This window comes from Variovorax sp. ZS18.2.2, assembly GCF_024701975.1.
Taxonomy (GTDB): Bacteria; Pseudomonadota; Gammaproteobacteria; order Burkholderiales; family Burkholderiaceae_C; genus Variovorax.
The window spans coordinates 216,947-236,228 of record NZ_JANLNM010000001.1 but is presented as its reverse complement, the minus strand read 5'-3'; the positions used below and the strand labels follow the sequence as shown (position 1 = coordinate 236,228).

Here is a 19,282-nt window from a genome sequence, read left to right as displayed (position 1 = left end):
GCGACTTTGTGGACGGATGCACCGCTTAAATACGTGCGCAACATCACCAAATTGGTGCTTCGACTTTTATCGCACCAATTCTGGGCCAAGCTTGGCATCGAAAGTGTGCAACCCTTCGATCAGCTGGGTATAGGCCGCATCGAGCCGGCCGGGGTCGCCTTTGACGCCCAACTCGATATGGCGGCCATATTGGGGGTGATCGACGCTCGGCAGGCTGAACACTTTGATGCCCGCGTGGGCCTCCTCGATGGCCTGCATCAAGGGCGTGAGGGTGGCTTCCATCGCACCGAAAACGATCACCGACTTCTCGGCAATGGCGTTGCGGGTGAAAAGCTCGGCATAGCGGCTGTCGAGCACCGATTCGATCATCGGCCAAGCCATGACCGGGAAGCCCGGCACGAAATGCACATGCTCGACGCTGAAACCCGGAATCTTGTTGTAGGGGTTCCGGATGATCGTCGCGCCCTGCGGAAACACGCCCATGTTCAGGCGGTGGATGTTGTCGGGCCGGTCGGGCTCGTAGACCACGCCCTGCTCCTTCGCCGTGTCCTGCATGCGTTCGCGGATCAGCACTTCGGCTTCGGGGTGCAGCGCGAGCGGCACGCGCAGGGCCTTGGCGGCGCACTGGCGGGTGTGGTCGTCGGGCGTGGCGCCGATGCCGCCGGTCGAGAACACGATGTCGCCCGAGGCGAAGGCACGCATGAGCGCGGCGGTGATGCGCGTCGGCTCGTCGCCCACGTACTCCGCCCAGCCCAGCTGCAGGCCGCGCGCGGCGAGCAGTTCGATGACCTTGGGCATGTGCTTGTCGGCGCGCTTGCCGGAGAGGATCTCGTCGCCGACGACGATGAGACCGAATGCGCGTGTCATGGTGAACCCCATTGAGAAAGTGCGGCCTGGTTGGCTTCGGCCGCCTCGAGGGCGGGCGTGCCGCCTTCGGCCGAGGCCAGCGCCGCGGCGCGCTGCGTGCGCAGCTGGGCCAGGGCATCGAGGCAATAGTGCGCGAACCAGAGTGCCGAGAAGGCGAAGACCAGTGTGTAGATCCAGATGGCGATCGGCACCAGCACGAAGAAAGCGGCGGCAAACAGCAGGCCAGAAGCCCAGACGATGCTCGGCGCAGCGCCCAGGTAGCCGCAGAGCACGCCGATGCACAGGAGCGGAAGCCGGTGCGTGCGCAGCAGCGTGGCGCGCTCCTCGGGGCTCGCATGCTCGGCCAGCGCATCGAAGCTCATGACCCGATAGGTGAGCCAGCCCCAGATGAGCGGCGGAAGAATCAGCACCAGCGGCGGAATGAGCCAGAGCGGCATCGAGACCACCAGCGCCAGCAGCGCGAGGAGGGTCACGCCCAGCGAACGGGCCACGCTGCCGAGGAAGGAGGCGCCCTTCTTCTGCTCCAGCGAGGGAAAGCGGCGTTCGCCCACGAGCTTGGTGAGGGCTGGCGACATCAGCCCCGCCACGATCAGCAGCGACACCACCACGATCAGTGGCGTGGCGGCGAACACCACCACCATCGAGGCCAGCGCGGAAGTGATATCGCTGGAGAAAAGCCGCCCGATCCAGGCCCAGAAGCCGGAGAGCAGCGGCCAGGCGTCGAGCGCGCCGCGCGTCCAGGTCACGGCCGGCTCCCAATAGAAGTAGCCGAGGCCGGCGGCCAGCACCACCATCAGGCCCAGCGGCAGCAGCGACAGAACGATCACGCGCGGCAGCATGCAGTAGGCGACCGCGCGCCAGAAGGAGTCGAGGAGCAGGCGCATGAGGCAGCGAGGATAACGCCTGGGATCAAGCCCGGGGCGATTCAGCCGCGGCCGACCATGCGCTTGAGGCCCAGCCACTGCTGCGCCCAGAAGCCCCGGCCGTAGTCGCGCGTGCGGCCGCCCTCGTCCGGCTCGACCTGGTCGCGGATGCCGGTCGGGTCGTAGCGATCCTCGAAGTTCGCGGTGCGGAACAGCATGTCCCACCAGGGCAGCAGCACACCGAAGTTGTGGCCGCCCAGCGTGCTCTTGCCACGCGATTCATGGCCGAGGCCGATGCTGTGGTGCAGCCGGTGGAAGCGCGGGCTGACCCAGAGCCGCTCGCCGATGGCGCCGAAGCTGAGCCTCAGGTTCGCGTGCTGCAGGCTTTCGCTCAGCTGCGTGAAGGCGACGAAGGCGATGAACTGCCCCGGCGCCACGCCGATCAGCTGCGCCACGATGACGATGAGCGCATCGTGGATCACGTCGTCGAGCAGGTGGTTGCGGTCGTCGCTCCACATCGTCATCTGGCGCTGCGAGTGGTGCAGCGAATGCAGGCCCCACCACCAGTTGAACTGGTGCTGGCCGCGGTGGATCCAGTAGCCGACGAAGTCGAGCACCACAAGGTAGATGGCAAAAGCCACCACCGGCACGTCGGTCACGCCGGGCCAGACCTCGTCGAGGTGGAAGGTGCCCCACCCCGCCGTGCGGAGGCTCCCCAGCGCATCGTCGAAGAAAGGCTGCAGCGTGAAGAAGAGCGCCAGGCGGAAGAGCCCCAGCTTGTGGATCAGCGTGTAGAGCACGTCGATGCGGATCGCGTGGCGGTCGACCACGGGCTCCACCGAACGCCAGCGCTGCAACGGCCCGATCACCGCGAGCAGCACGACGATCTGGATGAATCCGACCAGCAGCCAGCCGGTGGCGTCGAAGGCGTCCTCGGTCCAGCCGCCCAGCCCGACGGCATACACCAGCGGCTGCACCGCCGCCTCGAAGAACCAGCCCTGCAGGGCGGAGAAAAGGTCCGTCAACCAGTCGATCACAGCGGCAGCCTCAGAAGGTGTGAATGAATTCGGCGTGGCCGAGCAGCCCGCTCAGGCGCGCCTGCTCAAGGCGCAAAGCGCAGCCATAGCTCGGCTATGGCGAGCATTTGCAACGCCGAGCGGGTGTGCCTGGGCGGGATGAGCGGGCATGACGGATTCGTTCACACCTTCTCAAGGATGGGATGCGATCCAGGCGCGGTAGTCGGGGTGCTGGCGCAGGGTCTGGAAGCAGAAGCCCTTGGCCTTCAGGCCGACGATCAGCGGCTCGAGATTGGCCGGAGCCCACGGGTCCTTGCGCGACCAGATGCCCAGATGCGCGAGCAGGATGTCGCCGGGGCGGATGGTGTCCAGCGCCTGCGTCAGCAGCTTCTCGTTGCTGAATTTCTCGCTCGGCAGCTCGTCGCCGAGAAAGCCGGCGGGCGCCCAGCCCACGTGCTCGAAGCCGCAGGCCTTGGCCGCGGCCAGCAGCTTGGGCGAGGTCTTGCCGCCCGGCGCGCGGTACAGCGGCAGCGGCTTCTTGCCGGTGATGAGTGCGAGGCGATCGGAGGCCTTGCTGATGTTGGCGCAGTACTCGGCGGCGGTCCAGGTGAACTCGCGGCCAGCGAACGCGCCCGCCGAGGGCTTCACGCGGAAGGTCGGCGTTGTGCCCTTGAGGTCGGCACGCCAGTAGGTGTGGTCGTAGGTGTGCGAGGCGAACTCGTTGCCCTCGGCCGCCCTCGCCTTCCACCACGGCGCCCAGTGGTTGTCGAGGCTGTCGCCATCGGTCGTGGTGCGCTCGGCGGCGGCGAAGAAGGTGACGCGCACGTCCTGCCGCTTAAGCACCTCGGCCACCAGCGGGGCGATGCCCATGTGGCCGGTGTCGAAGGTCAGGTAGACCGGCTTTTCGCACGAGCCGCCCTGCGCCCAGGCGGCGGGGACGACGGCGACGGCCATCGCCAGCGCGACGGCCCGGCGAGCGCGGCTAGATGCGCTTGGCATGGTCGAGAGTCCAGACGCCGTGGGGCGAACGGCCGACGTTGACTTGCCGCACCACCTTCTGCGTGGCCAGGTCGACCACGGTGAGCTTCTTAGCCCAGCGCGAGGTGACGTAGAGCGTCTTGCCGTCGGCCGACACGTCCATGCAGTCGGGGCCGCCGGGCACCGCGTAGGTCGCGCTGACCTTCAGCGTCGCGATGTCGATGCGGCTGACGGTGTTGGCCACGCGGTTGCTCACGAACACGCTCTTGCCGTCGCCGGCCGAGCGGAACGCATGCGCGCCCTTGCCGGTGGGAATCTTGCCGACCAGCTTGGGCTCGGTGCCGGCCACGTCGAACACCTGCACGCCGTCGCTGCCGGTCAGGCCCACGAGCAGGGTCTTGTCGTTGTGGATGCCGTAGATGTCGGCCGGCATGGCGCCGGTGGCCACGCGCCAGCGGATGGTCTGCGTGGGCAGGTCGACGGCGATCATCTCGTCGCTGTCCTGCATGGTCACGTAGGCGATGGTGCTGGTGTTGTCGATCCAGATGTGGCTGGGCGTCTTGCCGGAAGCGATGCGCTTGGCGAGCTTCAGGTCCTTGCCGTCCCAGCGATATACGTCGACGTGGTTCAACCGGTTGCCCGCGGTGACGAACCACTTCATGTCGCGCGAGAACTGCAGCTGGTACGGATCGATGATGCCGTAGACCACCCGCTGCACTTCCGCCGTCTTCGGGTTGAGGAAAGTGAGCGAATCGCCCGCCGAATTGGCCACGATGACCGATTTTTCGTCGGGCGTCATGTAGATGTGGTGCGGCTCCTTGCCCGTGGGAATGCGCAGCTTTTCGGTCCAGTCGACCGGGTTGATCACGCTGACGTTGGCGTCCAGCGAATTGAGCACGAAGATGGGAGGAGGTTCTGCCGGCGCGGCGGTGGCGGCGTGGGCCACCAGGGCTGTCAGGCAAGAAAACAGGAAGGCCGCAACGCGGCCGTTCGGGCGGGCAGGAAGTCGCAAGGGGAAGGTTCCGGGAAAGAGCTGAGGATCTTAACGGCCGGCCCTGAAGGCTGGCTGACCGGCCCGGCGCGCTTTCTCCTCCCCTCTTGTCTCTACTTGGGTGGTTTGGCCGGCTTGGCCGGCGCACGCAGCGCCGCCACCTCCTCGGCCGTCAGCCAGCGCCACTGCCCCGGCGCCAGACCTTCAGGCAGCGACAGCTCACCGATGCGCGAACGATGCAGCCCTTCGACCCGATTGCCGACCGCGGCCAGCATGCGCTTGACCTGGTGGTACTTGCCCTCGGTGAGCGTGAGCCGCAGGTGCAGCGGGCTGTCGGATTCGCAGGCCGCCGCGCGCACCGGCTTCGGGTCGTCGTCGAGCACCACGCCGGCCAGTAGCTTGGCGATCTGCGCCTCGTCCACCGGGTGCTTGGCAGTGACCTCGTAGACCTTCGGCACATGGTGCTTGGGCGAGCCCATCTTGTGGATGAACTGGCCGTCGTCGGTCATCAGCAGGAGGCCGGTGGTGTCCTGGTCGAGCCGGCCGATGGCCTGCACGCCCTGCACCGCGCCCTTGTTGGGCCGAAGGCGCAGCGGCGACGGCAGCAGCGTGTAGATACTCGGATAGGTCGAGGGCTTCTGCGAGCACTCGGTGCCGGCCGGCTTGTGCAGCATCAGGTAGGCCTTCTCGTGGTAGGCCCACGGCGTGCCCTGCACGGTGTAGAGAAGGCCTTCGGGGTCGAGGTCGGCGAAAGGGTCCGTCACGGCCTTGCCGTCGATGGTCACGTGGCCTTGCTGGACCAGCCCCGCGCACACGCGACGCGTGCCGAAGCCCTGGGTGTAGAGGATGTCTTGCAGGTGCATGGGAAATGAAAAAGGCGGCCGCGCCAGCATGGCACGACCGCCCCTGAGTTTGCAGGATCAGTAACCGGCGGCCAAACCGGTGTTGCGGCGGGGGTCGTTCGCGCCGTAGAAGCGGTTGGCGCCGACCGGCTTGCCGCCGAGCGATGGAGCGCCGACGATGATCGCCGCGAGGTGGTTGGCCGGCTGTGGCACACCGAGGTTGTGGCCCATGTCGGTCAGGATCTTTCGGGTGTCGGGGCTGATGGCGAAGGTCTCGACGTTGGTGACGTCGGGCAGCCATTGCTGGTGGAAGCGCGGCGCATCGACGGCTTCCTGCACGTTCATGCCGTAGTCGACCACGTTCAGGATGGTGTGCAGCACCGCCGTGATGATGCGGCTGCCGCCGGGCGTGCCGACCACGAACACCGGCTTGCCGTCCTTGGACACGATGGTCGGGCTCATCGAGCTCAGCGGGCGCTTGCCCGGGGCGATGGCGTTGGCCTCGCCCTGCACCAGGCCGTACATGTTGGGCACGCCGATCTTGGAGGTGAAGTCGTCCATCTCGTTGTTCAGCAGCACGCCGGTCTTGTCGGCCGTGACCTTGGCGCCGAACCAGTCGTTCAGCGTGTAGGTGACCGAGACCGCATTGCCCCACTGGTCGGTGATCGAGTAGTGCGTGGTATTGCTGCCTTCATGCGGCGCGACGCCGGGCTTGATGTCCTTGGAGACGCCAGCCTTCTTCGGGTCGATGACGCCGCGGATCTTCTCGGCGTAGCCCTTGTCGAGCAGGCGGTCGAGCGGGTTCTTCACGAAGTCCGGGTCGCCCAGGTAGCTGTTGCGGTCCACGTAGGCGTGGCGCATGGCCTCGATCTGGTAGTGCACCGATTGCGCCGAGCGGAAGCCCAGGTCCTTGAGCGGATAGCCCTCCAGGATGTTGAGCATCTCGCAGATGATCACGCCGCCCGAGCTCGGGGGCGGTGCCGACACCACGCGGTAGCCGCGGTAGTCGCACTCGACCGGCGCGAGTTCGCGTGTCTTGTACTGGTCGAGGTCGGCCTGCGTGATGATGCCCTTGCCGGCCTGGCTCGAGGCCACGATCGCCTTGCCGACCCAGCCCTTGTAGAAGCCGTCTGGGCCCTTGGAACTGATCTCCTTCAGCGTCTTGGCGAGGTCTTTCTGCACCAGCTTCTGGCCGACCTGGAAGGGCTGGCCCTTGTTCAGGAAGATCGCGCCGGAGACCGGGTCTTTCTGGAAGTCGGCGGTGGAGGTCCAGAGCATGTCGATGTCGCCCTGCTCCAGGGCGAAGCCCTTGTCGGCCAGCTGGATCGAGGGGGCGATGAGGTCGGCGCGCTTCATCGTGCCGTACTTCTCTCGCGCGTATTCCATGCCCGACACCGAGCCCGGCACGCCGACGGCGAGGTGGCCGTTGGTGCTCAGGCCCTTGATGACGTTGCCGTCCTTGTCCAGGTACATGTTGGCCGTGGCGGCCAGCGGCGCCTTCTCGCGGAAGTCGAGGAAGGTCTTGCGGCCATCGGCCAGTTGTACGGTCATGAAGCCGCCGCCGCCGAGGTTGCCCGCTGCCGGGTACACCACCGCCAGCGCATAGCCCACGGCGACCGCCGCATCGACCGCGTTGCCGCCGCGCTTGAGCACATCGACGCCGACCTTGCTGGCTAGGTGCTGCGCGCTCACGACCATGCCGTGCTCGGCCGCGACCGGCGCCTGCGAGGCCGCCTGCGACGCGCTCGCCGCGCTCAGCGCAAGCGCGGCTGCGACGGCTGCGCGCAGTGTCGGGGTCCAGTGGAATTGCTGCATGGGAAGTCTCCTCTTTGAGTTGGATGAAGAAGATGGATCTGATCGATCGGGTCAGGCCGTGAGCAGCGCCTTGCGCCGCAGGTCTTTCAACGCCAGTGCCACCTGTTGTTGCGCGAAATCCTTCAGCGCCTCGGGGTCGGGCAGCGGTTGTTCGTCCTTGATGAAGCGCAGGCGGTCGGCACGCACTTCGGCGGCCAGGTGTTCGGCCAGCGCTTCGTGCGAATGCGCGCCGTCGAGCAGTGGCAGCAGGCTGCGCTCGAGCAGCGTGAGCCCCACGGACTCGTGCCACTGGTTGCAGGCCTGGGCGTTGGCACCCGCGGTGAGCGCGAGGCCGCGCGCACCGCGAACCGTCGCCAGGGCTTGCGGCAGGCTGGAGACGTCAGTCGCCGTTGGCACCGGCGTGCGCCGGAACCGCAAGGCGCCAAGGATCACCAGTTCCTCGAGCATGGCCAGCACGACCCGTTCGACCGCATCGCGTGGCTCGCCGGTGAGCTTTGCCGCGGCATCGATCAGGGCTTCGGCCGACACGGACGCCGGATAGCGCGTCTCGAGCACCTGCGCCACGGCCTTGTGCACGGGCAGGCGCAGCGTGACCTTGAGGTTGCGGATCGCATGGCTGGGCTGCTCGCGCGCATCGAGCGTCAGCGCGCCGCCATCTGCGGTGGTGAACATGCCGGCAAATTCCAGGGCACGGATGCGCGCGGGATCGAGGCGATAGCGGATGTCCCTGGCACGCTCCTGCTTGACCAGCAGGGTCTGGCGGAAGGTGCGGTTGACCAGGAAATCAAGGTACTGCTCCATCATGATCTGGCTGCCGCCGCATTCGCGCAGCAGCGGATCGCGCACCTTCTCGCCGTAGTTCTGCACGAACATCGTCGAGGGCTCCGCGTCGCAGAAGTAAGCCAGGCCGCGGGCGTCGGCACGCGCGGCGAACTCCTTGAAGTAGCACGGCTCGTTGCAGGGCTCGAGGAACTCGTGCAGCAGGTAGGAGCTGTTGGCGCCACGCACGATCGGCATGGTCTCCTCGAGCGTTTTCTTGAGCACGCTGTCGGGGCGCGCCGACTGCTCGAGGAACTCGAGCATGCCGCGGGCGTAGGCCAGTTTTTCGTCGGGCGTGTCGCGCGGGCCGCCGCGCAGGATCATCGCGTCGCGTACGATCTCGCGCGCCTTCCAGCCCGGGTACACGTTGTAGCTCACGTAGGCCACGCCGTTCGGCGCGAGGTTCTCCGAGCAGATGCGCAGGATCGCGTCCTGCACCGGACCCGGCACCCAGCTGTAGACGCCGTGGCAGACGATGTAGTCGAACTGGCCGAACGAGGCGTCGATGTCGGCGATGTTGAACGCCTTCAGCTCCACATTCGACAGGCCTGCATGGGCGATGGCCGCGACGCCTTGCGACACCTGCACGGTCGACAGGTCGACGCCCAGGGCGTGCGCTTCGGGGTGGCGCGCCGCGAAGGGAATCAGGTTGCCGCCGGCCGCGCAACCGAGCTCGAGCACGCGGGCTGTGGCGGGTGCGGGAGCGTCGAGTCCGAACAGGAAGGCCAGCGCCTCCAGGTGCTCCATCGCGGACTGTGGGAACGGGTGCGAGTCGTAGGGCACCGTGTCGTAGTAGCTGGTCAGCGTGGAAGTCAGTGAATCCGGCACGAACGTCCTTTGAGGATCTGCGAAGGTTCTGGGGGTTGCGCTGTGACAGCGCTGGTCGACTATAGCCCCGCGTTCGGGCAAAAAAAACCCAGCGGGTGACGCTGGGCTCAAGCCTTTCTGCTGGCATGGCATCAAGGACCCCGCACAGGTGGCTGGCGGGGGACGGCTGACCCGTCAAGGAGAAATCGGGAGCTGCACTGAAGGCAACCGGTTGGGTGGAGCGGCCGGCGCGTGCGCCGAGGCTTCCGTGAGAGGACGAAGCCAATCGTCGGCGGCCTCATCGGGCGACATGGCCCTCAGCCGCGCATCTCGCCGAAGCGTGCGCGCGATGTCTTCCAGCTCAAGGGCATCGACCGAGTGCCAGCGCTGCCGCAATCGATGCGCGCAGGCGGCGATCCAAAGGGTGGCCGGGATGTTTTCCATGACGATATTTTACTGTAAATTTGTACAGTCTTTTCATCAAGGATGCCGCAATGTCTACGACCGAAGATATCGACCCCGCCCCCAATACCGCATTGACCGAGGCCCTGGCCTGGATCTCGAAGTTCGCGCACGCCTGGAAGGCCATCGAGCCTGCGCCCAGGAGCCTCAGCATCGACGGCTTCATCATCTGGGGACCCGTGCTCTACGAGAAGCACAAGGGCGAAGACCCGGTGAGGCTCGCACAACAAATGTTCGGCAAGTCCGGTGCGTACTTCAGGTACCTCTATCCCGGGCGCAAGCCCGGCGCGGGCTCGGACCTGGCGTCTTAGAATGCCTCGATGAATTGGCGCACCACTTTGCTTCCGCTTGCCTTGATCACCACCGTCATCACCGGTTGTACGGCCCCGAACGAGATCGTGCCGTTTCGCGAAGGCGTGCTGCGTGCGCCCAGCTACACGCTAGCAGCAGACTATTGCAGTGCGAAGGACCTGACGCCGAAGTGGATCGGCAGAGCGCCTGCGGAATCCGGCGTTCTGTTCCAGTGCTACTGAAGCCCTGCGGGCTGAAATGAAAAACGGCAGCCGTTGGTGACAACGACTGCCGTTCTGTTGAGTGGTGGAGCTGGGGGGATTTGAACCCCCGTCCGCAAGCCTTCATCGCGCAGTTCTACATGTTTAGTGATCTGATTTGAGTCTCGCTTCCGGAGTCGCGCAGTCACACGCTAAACCGGACGCCAGCACCCTATTTTCTCGCCCCGACCCAAGGTACCCGGATCGGAGCCAGCCCATGTAATTATCTTTGCAGCCGGGAGGATTCAGATTGCTCTGTCACCCCCTTGCCCAGCCCATCGGCCTGCTGTTGCAAAGCTCACTGGCAATTAAGCAGCGAGTGCGAAACGTTCGTCGTTTGCAGTTAGTTTGTTTGAATCTGTTTTACGAGCGCATTCAGCTCGACATGCCCCGCTGCGACTCCGAACCCACGTCGAAACCAGTGCAGCCCCAAGCGCTCTATTTTAGGCGCTATTGAGCAAATGCAAGAGCTCCATGGGCGAAGAGATTGAAGCATCGGCCTCCCAGAGCGCAGCATCGGCCTGCGAACCCATGTAGCCGTAGGTGGCGGCCACGGTTCGCATGCCGGCGGCGCGGCCCGCGATGATGTCGCGTTCATCGTCGCCCACGTAGATACATGCCTCGGAGGGAACGCCCAATCGACGGGCTGCTTCGTGCAGCGGTTCGGGGTGCGGCTTGGCATGCGGCGTGGTGTCGCCGCTCACGATGGCGCCCGCGCTGGCGAAGAGCGGCATGGCACTGGTCAACGGGTCGGTGAATCGCATCGACTTGTTGGTGACCACGCCCCAGAGGAGGCCGCGCGCCTGAATGGCATCGATCAACGCCTGGACGCCGTCGAACGCTTGCGTGTTGAGCAGCATGCGGCGTTCGTAGGCGACGAAGAACTCTTCGCGCAGCTCGGGGAATTCTGGGGCATCGGGCGTGATGCCGAATGCCACGCCGAGCATGCCCCGCGCCCCCGAACCCGCATGCGGGCGATAGCGATCGAGGGGATAGGACTCCAGGCCGCGATCGGTCCGCATCTTGTCGGCTGCAGCGCCCAGGTCGGGCGCGCTGTCGATCAGCGTGCCGTCAAGATCGAACAGCACAGCTTGTGTGAGTGAGCCCTTCATCCTTGCGAACCCGGCAGCGGAGGCCTCTGCGTTGCGAACATGTAGTTGACGCTGGTGTCGCCACTGAGCCAGTAGCGGCGAGTCAGCGGGTTGTGCTCCATACCGCGCGTGTGCCGCAGATCGAGGCTCGCTGCACGACAGTAGGCCGCAAGCTCGCTGGGACGAATCAGCTTCGCGTACTCGTGGGTGCCGCGCGGCAGCATCCCGAGGATGTATTCCGCACCCACGATCGCCAGCGCGAAGGACTTCAGGTTGCGGTTGATGGTCGAGAAGAACACCCACCCACCGGGCTTGACCAGCGTCGCACAGGCCTGGATCACCGAGGCTGGCTTTGGCACGTGCTCCAGCATCTCCATGCAGGCGACGACATCGAAGCTGCCCGGCTGTTCGGCGGCGAGTGCTTCGGCGCTGATCTCGCGGTATTTGACGCCACGCGTGCCGGCTTCGAGCGCATGAAGCTGGGCGACCTTGAGTGCCTTGCCTGCCAGGTCGATGCCCAGCACGTCAGCGCCCTTTCGGGCCATCGAATCGGCCAGGATTCCTCCGCCGCAACCGATATCAAGCACGCGGCGCTGCGAAATTGGCGCAATACCGTCAATCCATTCCAGACGCAATGGATTGATTTCATGCAGCGGGCGGAATTCGCTTTCCGAATCCCACCACCGATGTGCAAGTTCTGAAAACTTGGCAAGTTCAGCCGGATCGGCATTCACATTTTCTGTCATATGGCAATTATGAAGCGAGCAATGTCCGACATGCGCCGGACTATCTTGTCGAATCCTGGCCAACGAATTCGACGGACATAAAAAAACCCCGCCGAGGCGGGGTTTTCATCATCGATGGAATCGATCGATTAGTTGGCGCGGGTGCCGACCACTTCGATTTCCACGCGACGGTTCTTGGCGCGGCCTTCCTTGGTGCGGTTGTCAGCCACTGGCTGCTTCTCGCCCTTACCTTCGGTGTAGACGCGGTTGCGTTCGATGCCCTTCGAGACCAGGAAGGCCTTGACGGCTTCGGCGCGACGCACCGACAGACGCTGGTTGTAGGCGTCCGTACCGATCGAGTCGGTGTGGCCCACAGCGATGATCACTTCGAGGTTGACGCCACGGATCTTCTCGACCAGATCGGTCAACTTGGCGCGACCTTCAGGCTTCAGAACCGACTTGTCGAAGTCGAAGAATGCGTCGGCAGCGAAGGTCACCTTCGAAGCGGCAACAGCCGGCGGTGCGCCCGGAACAACAGGAGCTGCACCAGGAGCTGCTGGCACTGCAGCGACTGCGGGAACCAGAGCGCCGTCGCAACCGGCGGCGGCGGTAGCCGGCGTCCAGTTGGCATCGCGCCAGCACAGTTCGTTCGTACCGTTCTTCCAGACCAGTTCGCCGGTGCCGTTTTGCCAGTTGTCGATCGTAGGACCGCCGTCCGCAGCGGTGACACGGGTCTGCGCGCCGGCGGCAGTGGCGAGCGCAGCGACTGCAAACATCATCGCCACTTTATTCAGTTTCTTCATGGTTCTCCTCTTGGGGAAAAAGCCGCAGCCGCGCTGCGAATCAAGGACGCTTTAAGTGACCACCACCCAAAACGTTGAGACGATTGTGCCATAGGGTCTTTGGCAAACAGGCCGCCGGACGCCCCCGAAGCGTAGGACGGAGGCGGAATAGCCGGCTTGTGTTGCGGCGGAGCGACACCCCTCACAGCGTAAAATTTCGCCTTCCTGCCGCCAGCCTCTCGCTCAATGACATCCTTCGCCAAAGAAACCCTGCCCATCAGTCTCGAAGAGGAAATGCGCAGCAGCTATCTCGATTACGCCATGAGCGTGATCGTGGGCCGGGCGCTCCCCGATGCACGCGACGGCCTCAAGCCCGTGCACCGGCGCGTGCTCTTCGCCATGCACGAGCTCAACAACGACTGGAACCGGCCGTACAAGAAGTCGGCCCGTATCGTGGGCGACGTGATCGGTAAATACCACCCGCACGGCGATCAATCGGTCTACGACACCATCGTGCGATTGGCGCAGGACTTCTCCATGCGCCACATGCTGGTCGACGGCCAGGGCAACTTCGGCTCCGTGGATGGAGACAACGCAGCCGCAATGCGTTATACGGAAATCCGGTTGGCCAAAATTGCGCATGAAATGCTGGCCGATATCGACAAGGAAACTGTCGACTTTCAGGACAATTACGACGGCTCCGAAAAAGAACCGAAGGTTTTGCCGAGCCAGTTGCCGAATTTGCTGGTCAATGGCTCCGGCGGTATTGCGGTCGGCATGGCCACCAATATCCCGCCGCACAACCTGAACGAAGTGGTGGACGCCTGCCTCCACCTGCTGCGCAACCCGCAAGCGACCATCGACGAGCTGATGGAAATCGTGCCGGCGCCCGACTTCCCCACCGCCGGCATCATCTACGGCATCAACGGCGTGAAGGACGGCTACCGCACCGGCCGCGGCAAGGTCGTGATGCGTGCCAAGTGCCACTTCGAGGACATCGACCGCGGCCAGCGCCAAGCGATCATCGTTGACGAGCTCCCCTACCAGGTCAACAAGAAGACGCTGCAGGAGCGCATGGCCGAGCTGGTGCACGAGAAGAAGATCGAAGGCATCAGCCACATCCAGGACGAGTCCGACAAATCGGGCATGCGCCTGGTGATCGAGCTCAAGCGCGGCGAAGTGCCCGAGGTGGTGCTCAACAACCTCTACAAGCAGACGCAGCTGCAGGACACCTTTGGCATCAACATGGTGGCGCTGGTCGACGGCCAGCCCAAGCTGTGCAACCTGAAGGACCTGATCGAGGTCTTCCTGCAGCACCGCCGCGAAGTGGTCACGCGACGCACCGTCTTCACGCTGCGCAAGGCCCGCGAGCGCGGTCACGTGCTCGAAGGCCTGGCGGTGGCGCTGGCCAACATCGACGAGTTCATCCGCATCATCCGCGAATCGCCGACGCCGCCGGTCGCCAAGGCCGAGCTGATGACCCGCAGCTGGGACAGCAAGCTGGTGCGCGAGATGCTCACGCGTTCGCGCGCCGATGGCGGCGTGATCAACGCCGACGACTACCGTCCCGAAGGCCTCGAACGCGAATTCGGCATGGGCTCGGACGGCCTCTACCGCCTCTCGGATACGCAGGCGCAAGAAATTCTGCAGATGCGCCTGCAACGCCTGACCGGCCTCGAGCAGGACAAGATCGTCGCCGAGTACAAGGACGTGATGGCCGAGATCGACGACCTGCTCGACATCCTCTCCAAGCCCGAGCGCGTGTCGGTCATCATCGGCGACGAGCTGGGCACCATCAGGCAGGAGTTCGGCCAGAGCAAGCTCGGCGCACGCCGCAGCCTGGTCGAGCACAGCGCGTTCGACCTCTCGACCGAAGACCTGATCACCCCAACCGACATGGTGGTGACGCTCTCGCACAGCGGCTACATCAAGAGCCAGCCGCTGGGCGAATACCGCGCGCAGAAGCGCGGCGGCCGCGGCAAGCAGGCCACCGCCACGAAGGAAGACGACTGGATCGACCAGCTCTTCATCGCCAACACGCACGACTACATCCTGTGCTTCTCCAACCGCGGCCGGCTCTACTGGCTCAAGGTGTGGGAAGTGCCGGCGGGTTCGCGCGGCTCGCGCGGCCGGCCGATCGTCAACATGTTCCCGCTGCAGGAAGGCGAGAAGATCAACGTCGCGCTCGCGCTCACCGGCGAGAAGCGCAACTTCCCGGCCGACCAGTACGTGTTCATGTCGACCTCGATGGGCACCGTCAAGAAGACCGCGCTCGACGAGTTCAACAACCCGCGCAAGGGCGGCATCATTGCCGTGAACCTCGACGACGGCGACTACCTGATCGGCGCCGCCCTCACCGACGGCAAGCATGACGTGATGCTCTTCAGCGATGGCGGCAAGGCCGTGCGCTTTGCCGAAGACGACGTCCGCCCGCTGGGCCGCAATGCGCGCGGCGTGCGCGGCATGTCACTCGACCCGGGACAGGGCGTGATCGCCATGCTGGTGGCCGAGGACGAGCAGCAGAGCGTGCTCACCGCCACGGAAAATGGTTACGGAAAGCGAACAAGCATTACGGAATACACGCGCCATGGCCGTGGAACCAAAGGCATGATCGCGATTCAACAGAGTGAGCGCAACGGCAAGGTCGTTGCCGCCACCCTCGTGCATGCGGACGATGAGATCATGCTCATCACCGACAAGGGCGTGCTTGTGCGCACCCGGGTTGCCGAAATTCGTGAACTGGGTCGCGCGACGCAAGGCGTCACGCTGATCGGGCTTGACGAAGGCGCCAAACTCAGCGGGCTACAACGTATCGTCGAGAACGACGCGAACGGCGAAAGCGAGCCGGACGCAGACGATACTTCCACATCTTCAACGGAGAATCCTCAGTGAAAAAAATCAAACTCGCACTTCTGACGGTAGCTTTGGCCAGCAGCTCGATGGCCGCCATGGCCCAGGACAAGGCCACGCTGATCAAGCAGTTCATCGACATTCAACGCCCCGGCATCGAATCGCTGGCGCGCGGCCTGGTCGAGCAGTCGAGCGCCCCGATCGCGCAAGCCGGCTCGCAGTACCTGCAGACCCAAGTGCCCGAAGCCAAGCGCGAATCGGCCGCCAAGGCTGCCGACGCCGAGCTCAAGAAGTACTTCGACGATGCCTACCCCATCGTGCGCGACAAGGCCGTGCAACTGGCACCGGGCGCCCTGACCCCGCTGCTCGAGCAGAACTTCAGCGAAGACGAACTCAAGCAACTGCTGGCCTGGATCAACTCCCCGCTCAGCAAGAAGTACCAGGATCTGAATCCGAAGATGCAGACCGCGTTGACGGAAAAGCTGGTGGCCGACACCCGCGCCGCCATCGAGCCCAAGATGCGCGCACTCGACACCAACGTCGCCAAGGCCCTCGGCGCTCCGACCGACGCCCCGGCCCAAGGTTCCGCACCCGCCAAGGCACCAGCCAAGGCACCTGCCAAGAAGTAAAGACAACGTGACCCAGCAGCAGACGCCGGCCGGCAAGCGCCCCTACAACTTCTCGGCCGGTCCGGCTGCCATGCCGGAGGCGGTGCTTCAGCGCGCCGCCGCCGAAATGCTCGACTGGAACGGCAGCGGCATGAGCGTGATGGAAATGAGCCATCGCGGCAAGGAATTCGGCGCGATCTGCACGCAGGCCGAAGCCGACATCCGCACGCTGCTGGCCGTGCCCTCCCATTTCCACGTCCTGTTCATGCAGGGTGGCGGCCTTGGCGAAAACGCCATCGTGCCGATGAACCTGTCGCGCGGCAAAACCGCCGACTTCGTCATCACCGGCAGCTGGAGCATCAAGTCGCACAAGGAAGCGCAGCGCTATTGCACGGCGCGCGTGGCTGCAAGCAACGCCGACGACCAGCACACGAAGCTGCCCGATCCCTCGACCTGGCAACCCACCAAGGACGCCTCGTACGTGCACCTGTGCACCAACGAGACGATCAACGGTATCGAATTCCAGCAGTTGCCCGACCTCGCCTCGCTCGGCAGCGACGCGCCGCTCGTCATCGATTTCTCGTCGCACGTGGCTTCGCGCAGCGTCGACTGGCGCCGCGTGGGCCTCGCCTTCGGCGGCGCACAGAAGAACCTGGGCCCGGCCGGCCTCACGATCGTCGTCGTGCGCGACGACCTCCTCGGCCATGCGCTCGAGATCTGCCCGAGCGCCTTCAACTACAAGATCGTTGCCGACAACAACTCCATGTACAACACCCCTCCGACCTGGGGCATCTACATGGCGGGGCTGACGTTCCAGTGGCTGTTGCAGCAGACCGAGGGCACGCTCACCGGCGTGGCCGCGATGGAGCAGCGCAACATCGAGAAGGCCAAGCTGCTGTACGGCTTCATCGACGGCTCCGACTTCTACGCCAACCGCATCGATGCGAGCTGCCGCTCGCGCATGAATGTGCCGTTTTTCCTGGCCGACGAAAGCCGCAACGAGGCGTTCCTGGCCGGCGCACGCGAAGCCGGGCTGCTGCAGCTCAAGGGCCACAAGTCGGTCGGCGGCATGCGCGCGAGCATCTACAACGCCATGCCGCTGGCAGGGGTGCAGGCCCTCGTGGGCTACATGCGAGAATTCGAGCGATCGCATGCCTAGGCGCATGCCCTAGCTGCTCGCACCGATGACCGCCTCCGCACCCACACCGCCCTCCTCCAACTACAACTCCGAAAGCCTTGCCGATCTGCGCGTGCAGATCGACTCGCTCGACCAACGCCTGCTGAGCCTGCTCAACGAGCGTGCCCACGTGGCCGAACTGGTCGGCGAGGTCAAGAAACGCGAAGGCACGCCGTTCTTTCGCCCTGACCGCGTTGCCGCCGTCATCGACAAGATGCAGAAAAGCAATGGCGGCCCGCTCAAGGACCTCCATGTAGCAGCCATCTGGCGCGAGATCATGTCGGCCTGCCTGGCCCTCGAATCGCCGCAGCGCGTGGCCGTGCTGGGGCCTGAAGGCACCTTCTGCGAGCAGGCCGCCATCGAATACTTCGGCGGCGCCGCCGACCTGATCTACTGCGCCAGCTTCGACGAAGTGTTCCACGCCACCGCCGCAGGCAGCGCTCAGTACGGCGTGGTCGGCGTCGAGAACTCGACCGAAGGCGTGGTCACCCGCTCGCTCGACCTGTTCCTGCATTCGCCCACCCACGTCGTCGGCGAAGTCAGCCTGCTGGTGCGCCACCACCTGCTGCGCAGCGAGAACTCGCTCGAAGGCATCGAGGCCGTGCTGGCTCACCCGCAGGCACTCGCGCAATGCCAGACCTGGCTCTCCAAGCACCTGCCCAACGCCGAGCGACGTGCCGTCTCGAGCAATGCCGAAGGCGCGCGTCTCGCGGCCTCCAATCCGGCCTGGGCCGGGCTCGCCGGCGAACGCGCCGCCACCCGCTTCGGCCTGCACATCGTGGCGCACGCCATCCAGGACGATTCGTACAACCGCACCCGCTTCTCCGTGATCTGCCTGCCGCAGACGCTGGCCATGCCGCCGGCATCGGGCAAGGACTGCACGAGCCTGATCGTCTCGGTGCCGAACCAGCCAGGCGCGGTGCACGACCTGCTGGTGCCACTGAAGACCAACAACGTGTCCATGACGCGCTTCGAATCGCGCCCCGCGCGCACCGGCCAATGGGAGTATTACTTCTACATCGACCTCGACGGCCACCCCTCGCAGCCCAACGTGGCCGCGGCACTGGCCGAGCTGCGCGGCCTCTGCGCGTTCTACAAGGTGCTTGGCGCCTACCCCGTCAAAGCCTGAGCCGGACAGACACGATGTTCGAGCAACTGGGATTGATCGGCTGCGGCCTCATGGGCGGCTCCTTTGCGCTCGCGCTCAAGCGCGCGAAGCTGGTGAAACGCGTGGTCGGCTACAGCAAGTCGCCCTCCACCACCGAGCGGGCACGCCAGCTCGGCGTGATCGACGTAGCGGCGCCCTCCGCGCTGCTGGCGGTGTCGGGCGCCGACCTCGTGTTACTGGCCGTGCCGGTCGCCGCCTCAGAAGCCATGTTCAAGGCGATCCGCCACGGCATCTCGAACGAGACGCTGGTGATGGACGTCGGCTCGACCAAGGGCGACGTGATCGAGGCCGCACGCAACGGCCTGCAAAAGCAGTTCGCGAACTTCGTTCCGGCGCATCCGATCGCCGGCAAGGAAGTCTCGGGCATCGAGCATGCCGAGGCCTCGCTCTTCACCGGCCGCCAGGTCGTGCTGACGCCGGTCAAGACCACGTTGCGCTCGAACGTGCAGCGCGCCTCGCAAGTGTGGAGCGGCATCGGCGCCAACGTGGTCACCATGACGCACGAGGAGCACGACGCCTCGTTCGCTGCCGTGAGTCACCTGCCCCACCTGCTGGCGTTCGCGTACACCAACGCCCTCACCGCGCAGCCGCAGGGCGACCGTTTCCTCAGTCTCGCGGGACCGGGCTTTCGCGACTTCTCGCGCATCGCCGCCAGCGACCCGGTCATGTGGCGCGATGTGCTGCTCGCCAATCGCGAGCAGGTGCTGCAACAGTCCCAGGCCTTCCGCAAGGCGCTCGAAGACCTCGAGGCATTGATGACTGCCGGCGACCTGCAAGGGCTGGAGCAATCCATCGCCGCCGCCAGCAAGGCGCGCGCCGCCTGGAAGCCCAACGCGAGCACCGACGCCTCGGCCCAGCAGGACAGCTGAC

The 19,282-nt window shown here is 65.2% G+C and carries 19 protein-coding genes and 1 other RNA gene; 7 read left to right on the top strand and 13 right to left on the bottom strand.

The annotated features are described in order from the left end of the window. Nucleotides 1–66: 66 nt before the first annotated feature. The 9 genes from NU688_RS01145 to NU688_RS01105 all read right to left on the bottom strand — a co-directional run bounded on the left by NU688_RS01145 (nucleotide 67) and on the right by NU688_RS01105 (nucleotide 9,442). On the bottom strand, nucleotides 67–867 hold the full coding sequence (locus NU688_RS01145) for a molybdopterin-binding protein (RefSeq protein ID WP_257858715.1): 801 nt from the start codon (nucleotides 865–867) through the stop codon (nucleotides 67–69). Continuing rightward, a complete protein-coding gene (locus tag NU688_RS01140; RefSeq protein ID WP_257858714.1) occupies nucleotides 864–1,751 on the bottom strand; it encodes an EI24 domain-containing protein in 888 nt (295 codons plus the stop codon). Before NU688_RS01140 ends, NU688_RS01145 begins: the two co-directional genes overlap by 4 nt. A gap of 41 nt (nucleotides 1,752–1,792) precedes the next feature. Further along, on the bottom strand, nucleotides 1,793–2,767 hold the full coding sequence (locus NU688_RS01135; protein ID WP_257858713.1) for a sterol desaturase family protein: 975 nt from the start codon (nucleotides 2,765–2,767) through the stop codon (nucleotides 1,793–1,795). Between the two features lie 171 nt (nucleotides 2,768–2,938). Next, the gene (locus tag NU688_RS01130; protein ID WP_257858712.1) at nucleotides 2,939–3,745 is read right to left on the bottom strand and encodes a polysaccharide deacetylase family protein; all 807 of its coding nucleotides are present in this window, start codon (nucleotides 3,743–3,745) and stop codon (nucleotides 2,939–2,941) included. Beyond that, nucleotides 3,729–4,736, bottom strand: coding sequence for a YncE family protein (locus tag NU688_RS01125; protein WP_257858711.1), 1,008 nt, complete (start codon nucleotides 4,734–4,736; stop codon nucleotides 3,729–3,731). Before NU688_RS01125 ends, NU688_RS01130 begins: the two co-directional genes overlap by 17 nt. A 92-nt stretch (nucleotides 4,737–4,828) precedes the next feature. Next, nucleotides 4,829–5,578: a pseudouridine synthase gene (locus tag NU688_RS01120; protein WP_257858710.1), complete on the bottom strand. Its 750-nt coding sequence runs from the start codon at nucleotides 5,576–5,578 to the stop codon at nucleotides 4,829–4,831. Nucleotides 5,579–5,635: 57 nt separating this feature from the next. After that, a complete protein-coding gene (gene ggt, locus NU688_RS01115) occupies nucleotides 5,636–7,372 on the bottom strand; it encodes a gamma-glutamyltransferase (protein WP_257858709.1) in 1,737 nt (578 codons plus the stop codon). Between the two features lie 51 nt (nucleotides 7,373–7,423). Beyond that, entirely contained in the window at nucleotides 7,424–9,019 is a 1,596-nt protein-coding gene (locus NU688_RS01110; protein WP_257858708.1) for a class I SAM-dependent methyltransferase, read from the bottom strand. A gap of 174 nt (nucleotides 9,020–9,193) precedes the next feature. Beyond that, entirely contained in the window at nucleotides 9,194–9,442 is a 249-nt protein-coding gene (locus NU688_RS01105) for a hypothetical protein (RefSeq protein WP_257858707.1), read from the bottom strand. A 50-nt stretch (nucleotides 9,443–9,492) separates the two neighbouring features. Between NU688_RS01105 and NU688_RS01100 the strand changes: the two genes are divergently transcribed. Both NU688_RS01100 and NU688_RS01095 read left to right on the top strand, forming a co-directional pair. Continuing rightward, the gene (locus tag NU688_RS01100; RefSeq protein WP_257858706.1) at nucleotides 9,493–9,771 is read left to right on the top strand and encodes a hypothetical protein; all 279 of its coding nucleotides are present in this window, start codon (nucleotides 9,493–9,495) and stop codon (nucleotides 9,769–9,771) included. 9 nt (nucleotides 9,772–9,780) lie between these two features. Then, nucleotides 9,781–9,993, top strand: a complete 213-nt coding sequence (locus NU688_RS01095; protein ID WP_257858705.1) for a hypothetical protein — start codon at nucleotides 9,781–9,783, stop codon at nucleotides 9,991–9,993. A 62-nt stretch (nucleotides 9,994–10,055) separates the two neighbouring features. Here the strand turns inward: NU688_RS01095 and ssrA are convergent. The 4 genes from ssrA to ompA form a co-directional block, all read right to left on the bottom strand. Further along, nucleotides 10,056–10,442: a transfer-messenger RNA gene (gene ssrA / locus NU688_RS01090) on the bottom strand. Between the two features lie 12 nt (nucleotides 10,443–10,454). Further along, nucleotides 10,455–11,123, bottom strand: a complete 669-nt coding sequence (locus tag NU688_RS01085; RefSeq protein ID WP_257858704.1) for an HAD-IA family hydrolase — start codon at nucleotides 11,121–11,123, stop codon at nucleotides 10,455–10,457. Continuing rightward, nucleotides 11,120–11,848, bottom strand: coding sequence for a bifunctional 2-polyprenyl-6-hydroxyphenol methylase/3-demethylubiquinol 3-O-methyltransferase UbiG (ubiG, locus tag NU688_RS01080; RefSeq protein WP_257858702.1), 729 nt, complete (start codon nucleotides 11,846–11,848; stop codon nucleotides 11,120–11,122). Before ubiG ends, NU688_RS01085 begins: the two co-directional genes overlap by 4 nt. Nucleotides 11,849–11,976: 128 nt before the next feature. After that, nucleotides 11,977–12,630, bottom strand: a complete 654-nt coding sequence (gene ompA / locus NU688_RS01075; RefSeq protein ID WP_308340272.1) for an outer membrane protein OmpA — start codon at nucleotides 12,628–12,630, stop codon at nucleotides 11,977–11,979. Nucleotides 12,631–12,855: 225 nt separating this feature from the next. Between ompA and gyrA the strand changes: the two genes are divergently transcribed. The 5 genes from gyrA to NU688_RS01050 all read left to right on the top strand — a co-directional run bounded on the left by gyrA (nucleotide 12,856) and on the right by NU688_RS01050 (nucleotide 19,281). Continuing rightward, nucleotides 12,856–15,501, top strand: coding sequence for a DNA gyrase subunit A (gyrA, locus tag NU688_RS01070; RefSeq protein ID WP_257858701.1), 2,646 nt, complete (start codon nucleotides 12,856–12,858; stop codon nucleotides 15,499–15,501). Beyond that, complete coding sequence (locus tag NU688_RS01065) at nucleotides 15,498–16,088, top strand: DUF2059 domain-containing protein (protein WP_257858700.1); 591 nt, start codon at nucleotides 15,498–15,500, stop codon at nucleotides 16,086–16,088. The genes gyrA and NU688_RS01065 overlap by 4 nt, the downstream gene beginning before the upstream one ends. Before the next feature lie 70 nt (nucleotides 16,089–16,158). Further along, the gene (gene serC / locus NU688_RS01060) at nucleotides 16,159–17,226 is read left to right on the top strand and encodes a 3-phosphoserine/phosphohydroxythreonine transaminase (RefSeq protein WP_257860473.1); all 1,068 of its coding nucleotides are present in this window, start codon (nucleotides 16,159–16,161) and stop codon (nucleotides 17,224–17,226) included. A 25-nt stretch (nucleotides 17,227–17,251) separates the two neighbouring features. Next, nucleotides 17,252–18,373: a prephenate dehydratase gene (gene pheA / locus NU688_RS01055; protein ID WP_257858697.1), complete on the top strand. Its 1,122-nt coding sequence runs from the start codon at nucleotides 17,252–17,254 to the stop codon at nucleotides 18,371–18,373. A 14-nt stretch (nucleotides 18,374–18,387) separates the two neighbouring features. Next, complete coding sequence (locus NU688_RS01050) at nucleotides 18,388–19,281, top strand: prephenate dehydrogenase/arogenate dehydrogenase family protein (RefSeq protein ID WP_257858696.1); 894 nt, start codon at nucleotides 18,388–18,390, stop codon at nucleotides 19,279–19,281. The last annotated feature ends 1 nt before the right edge of the window (nucleotide 19,282 follow it).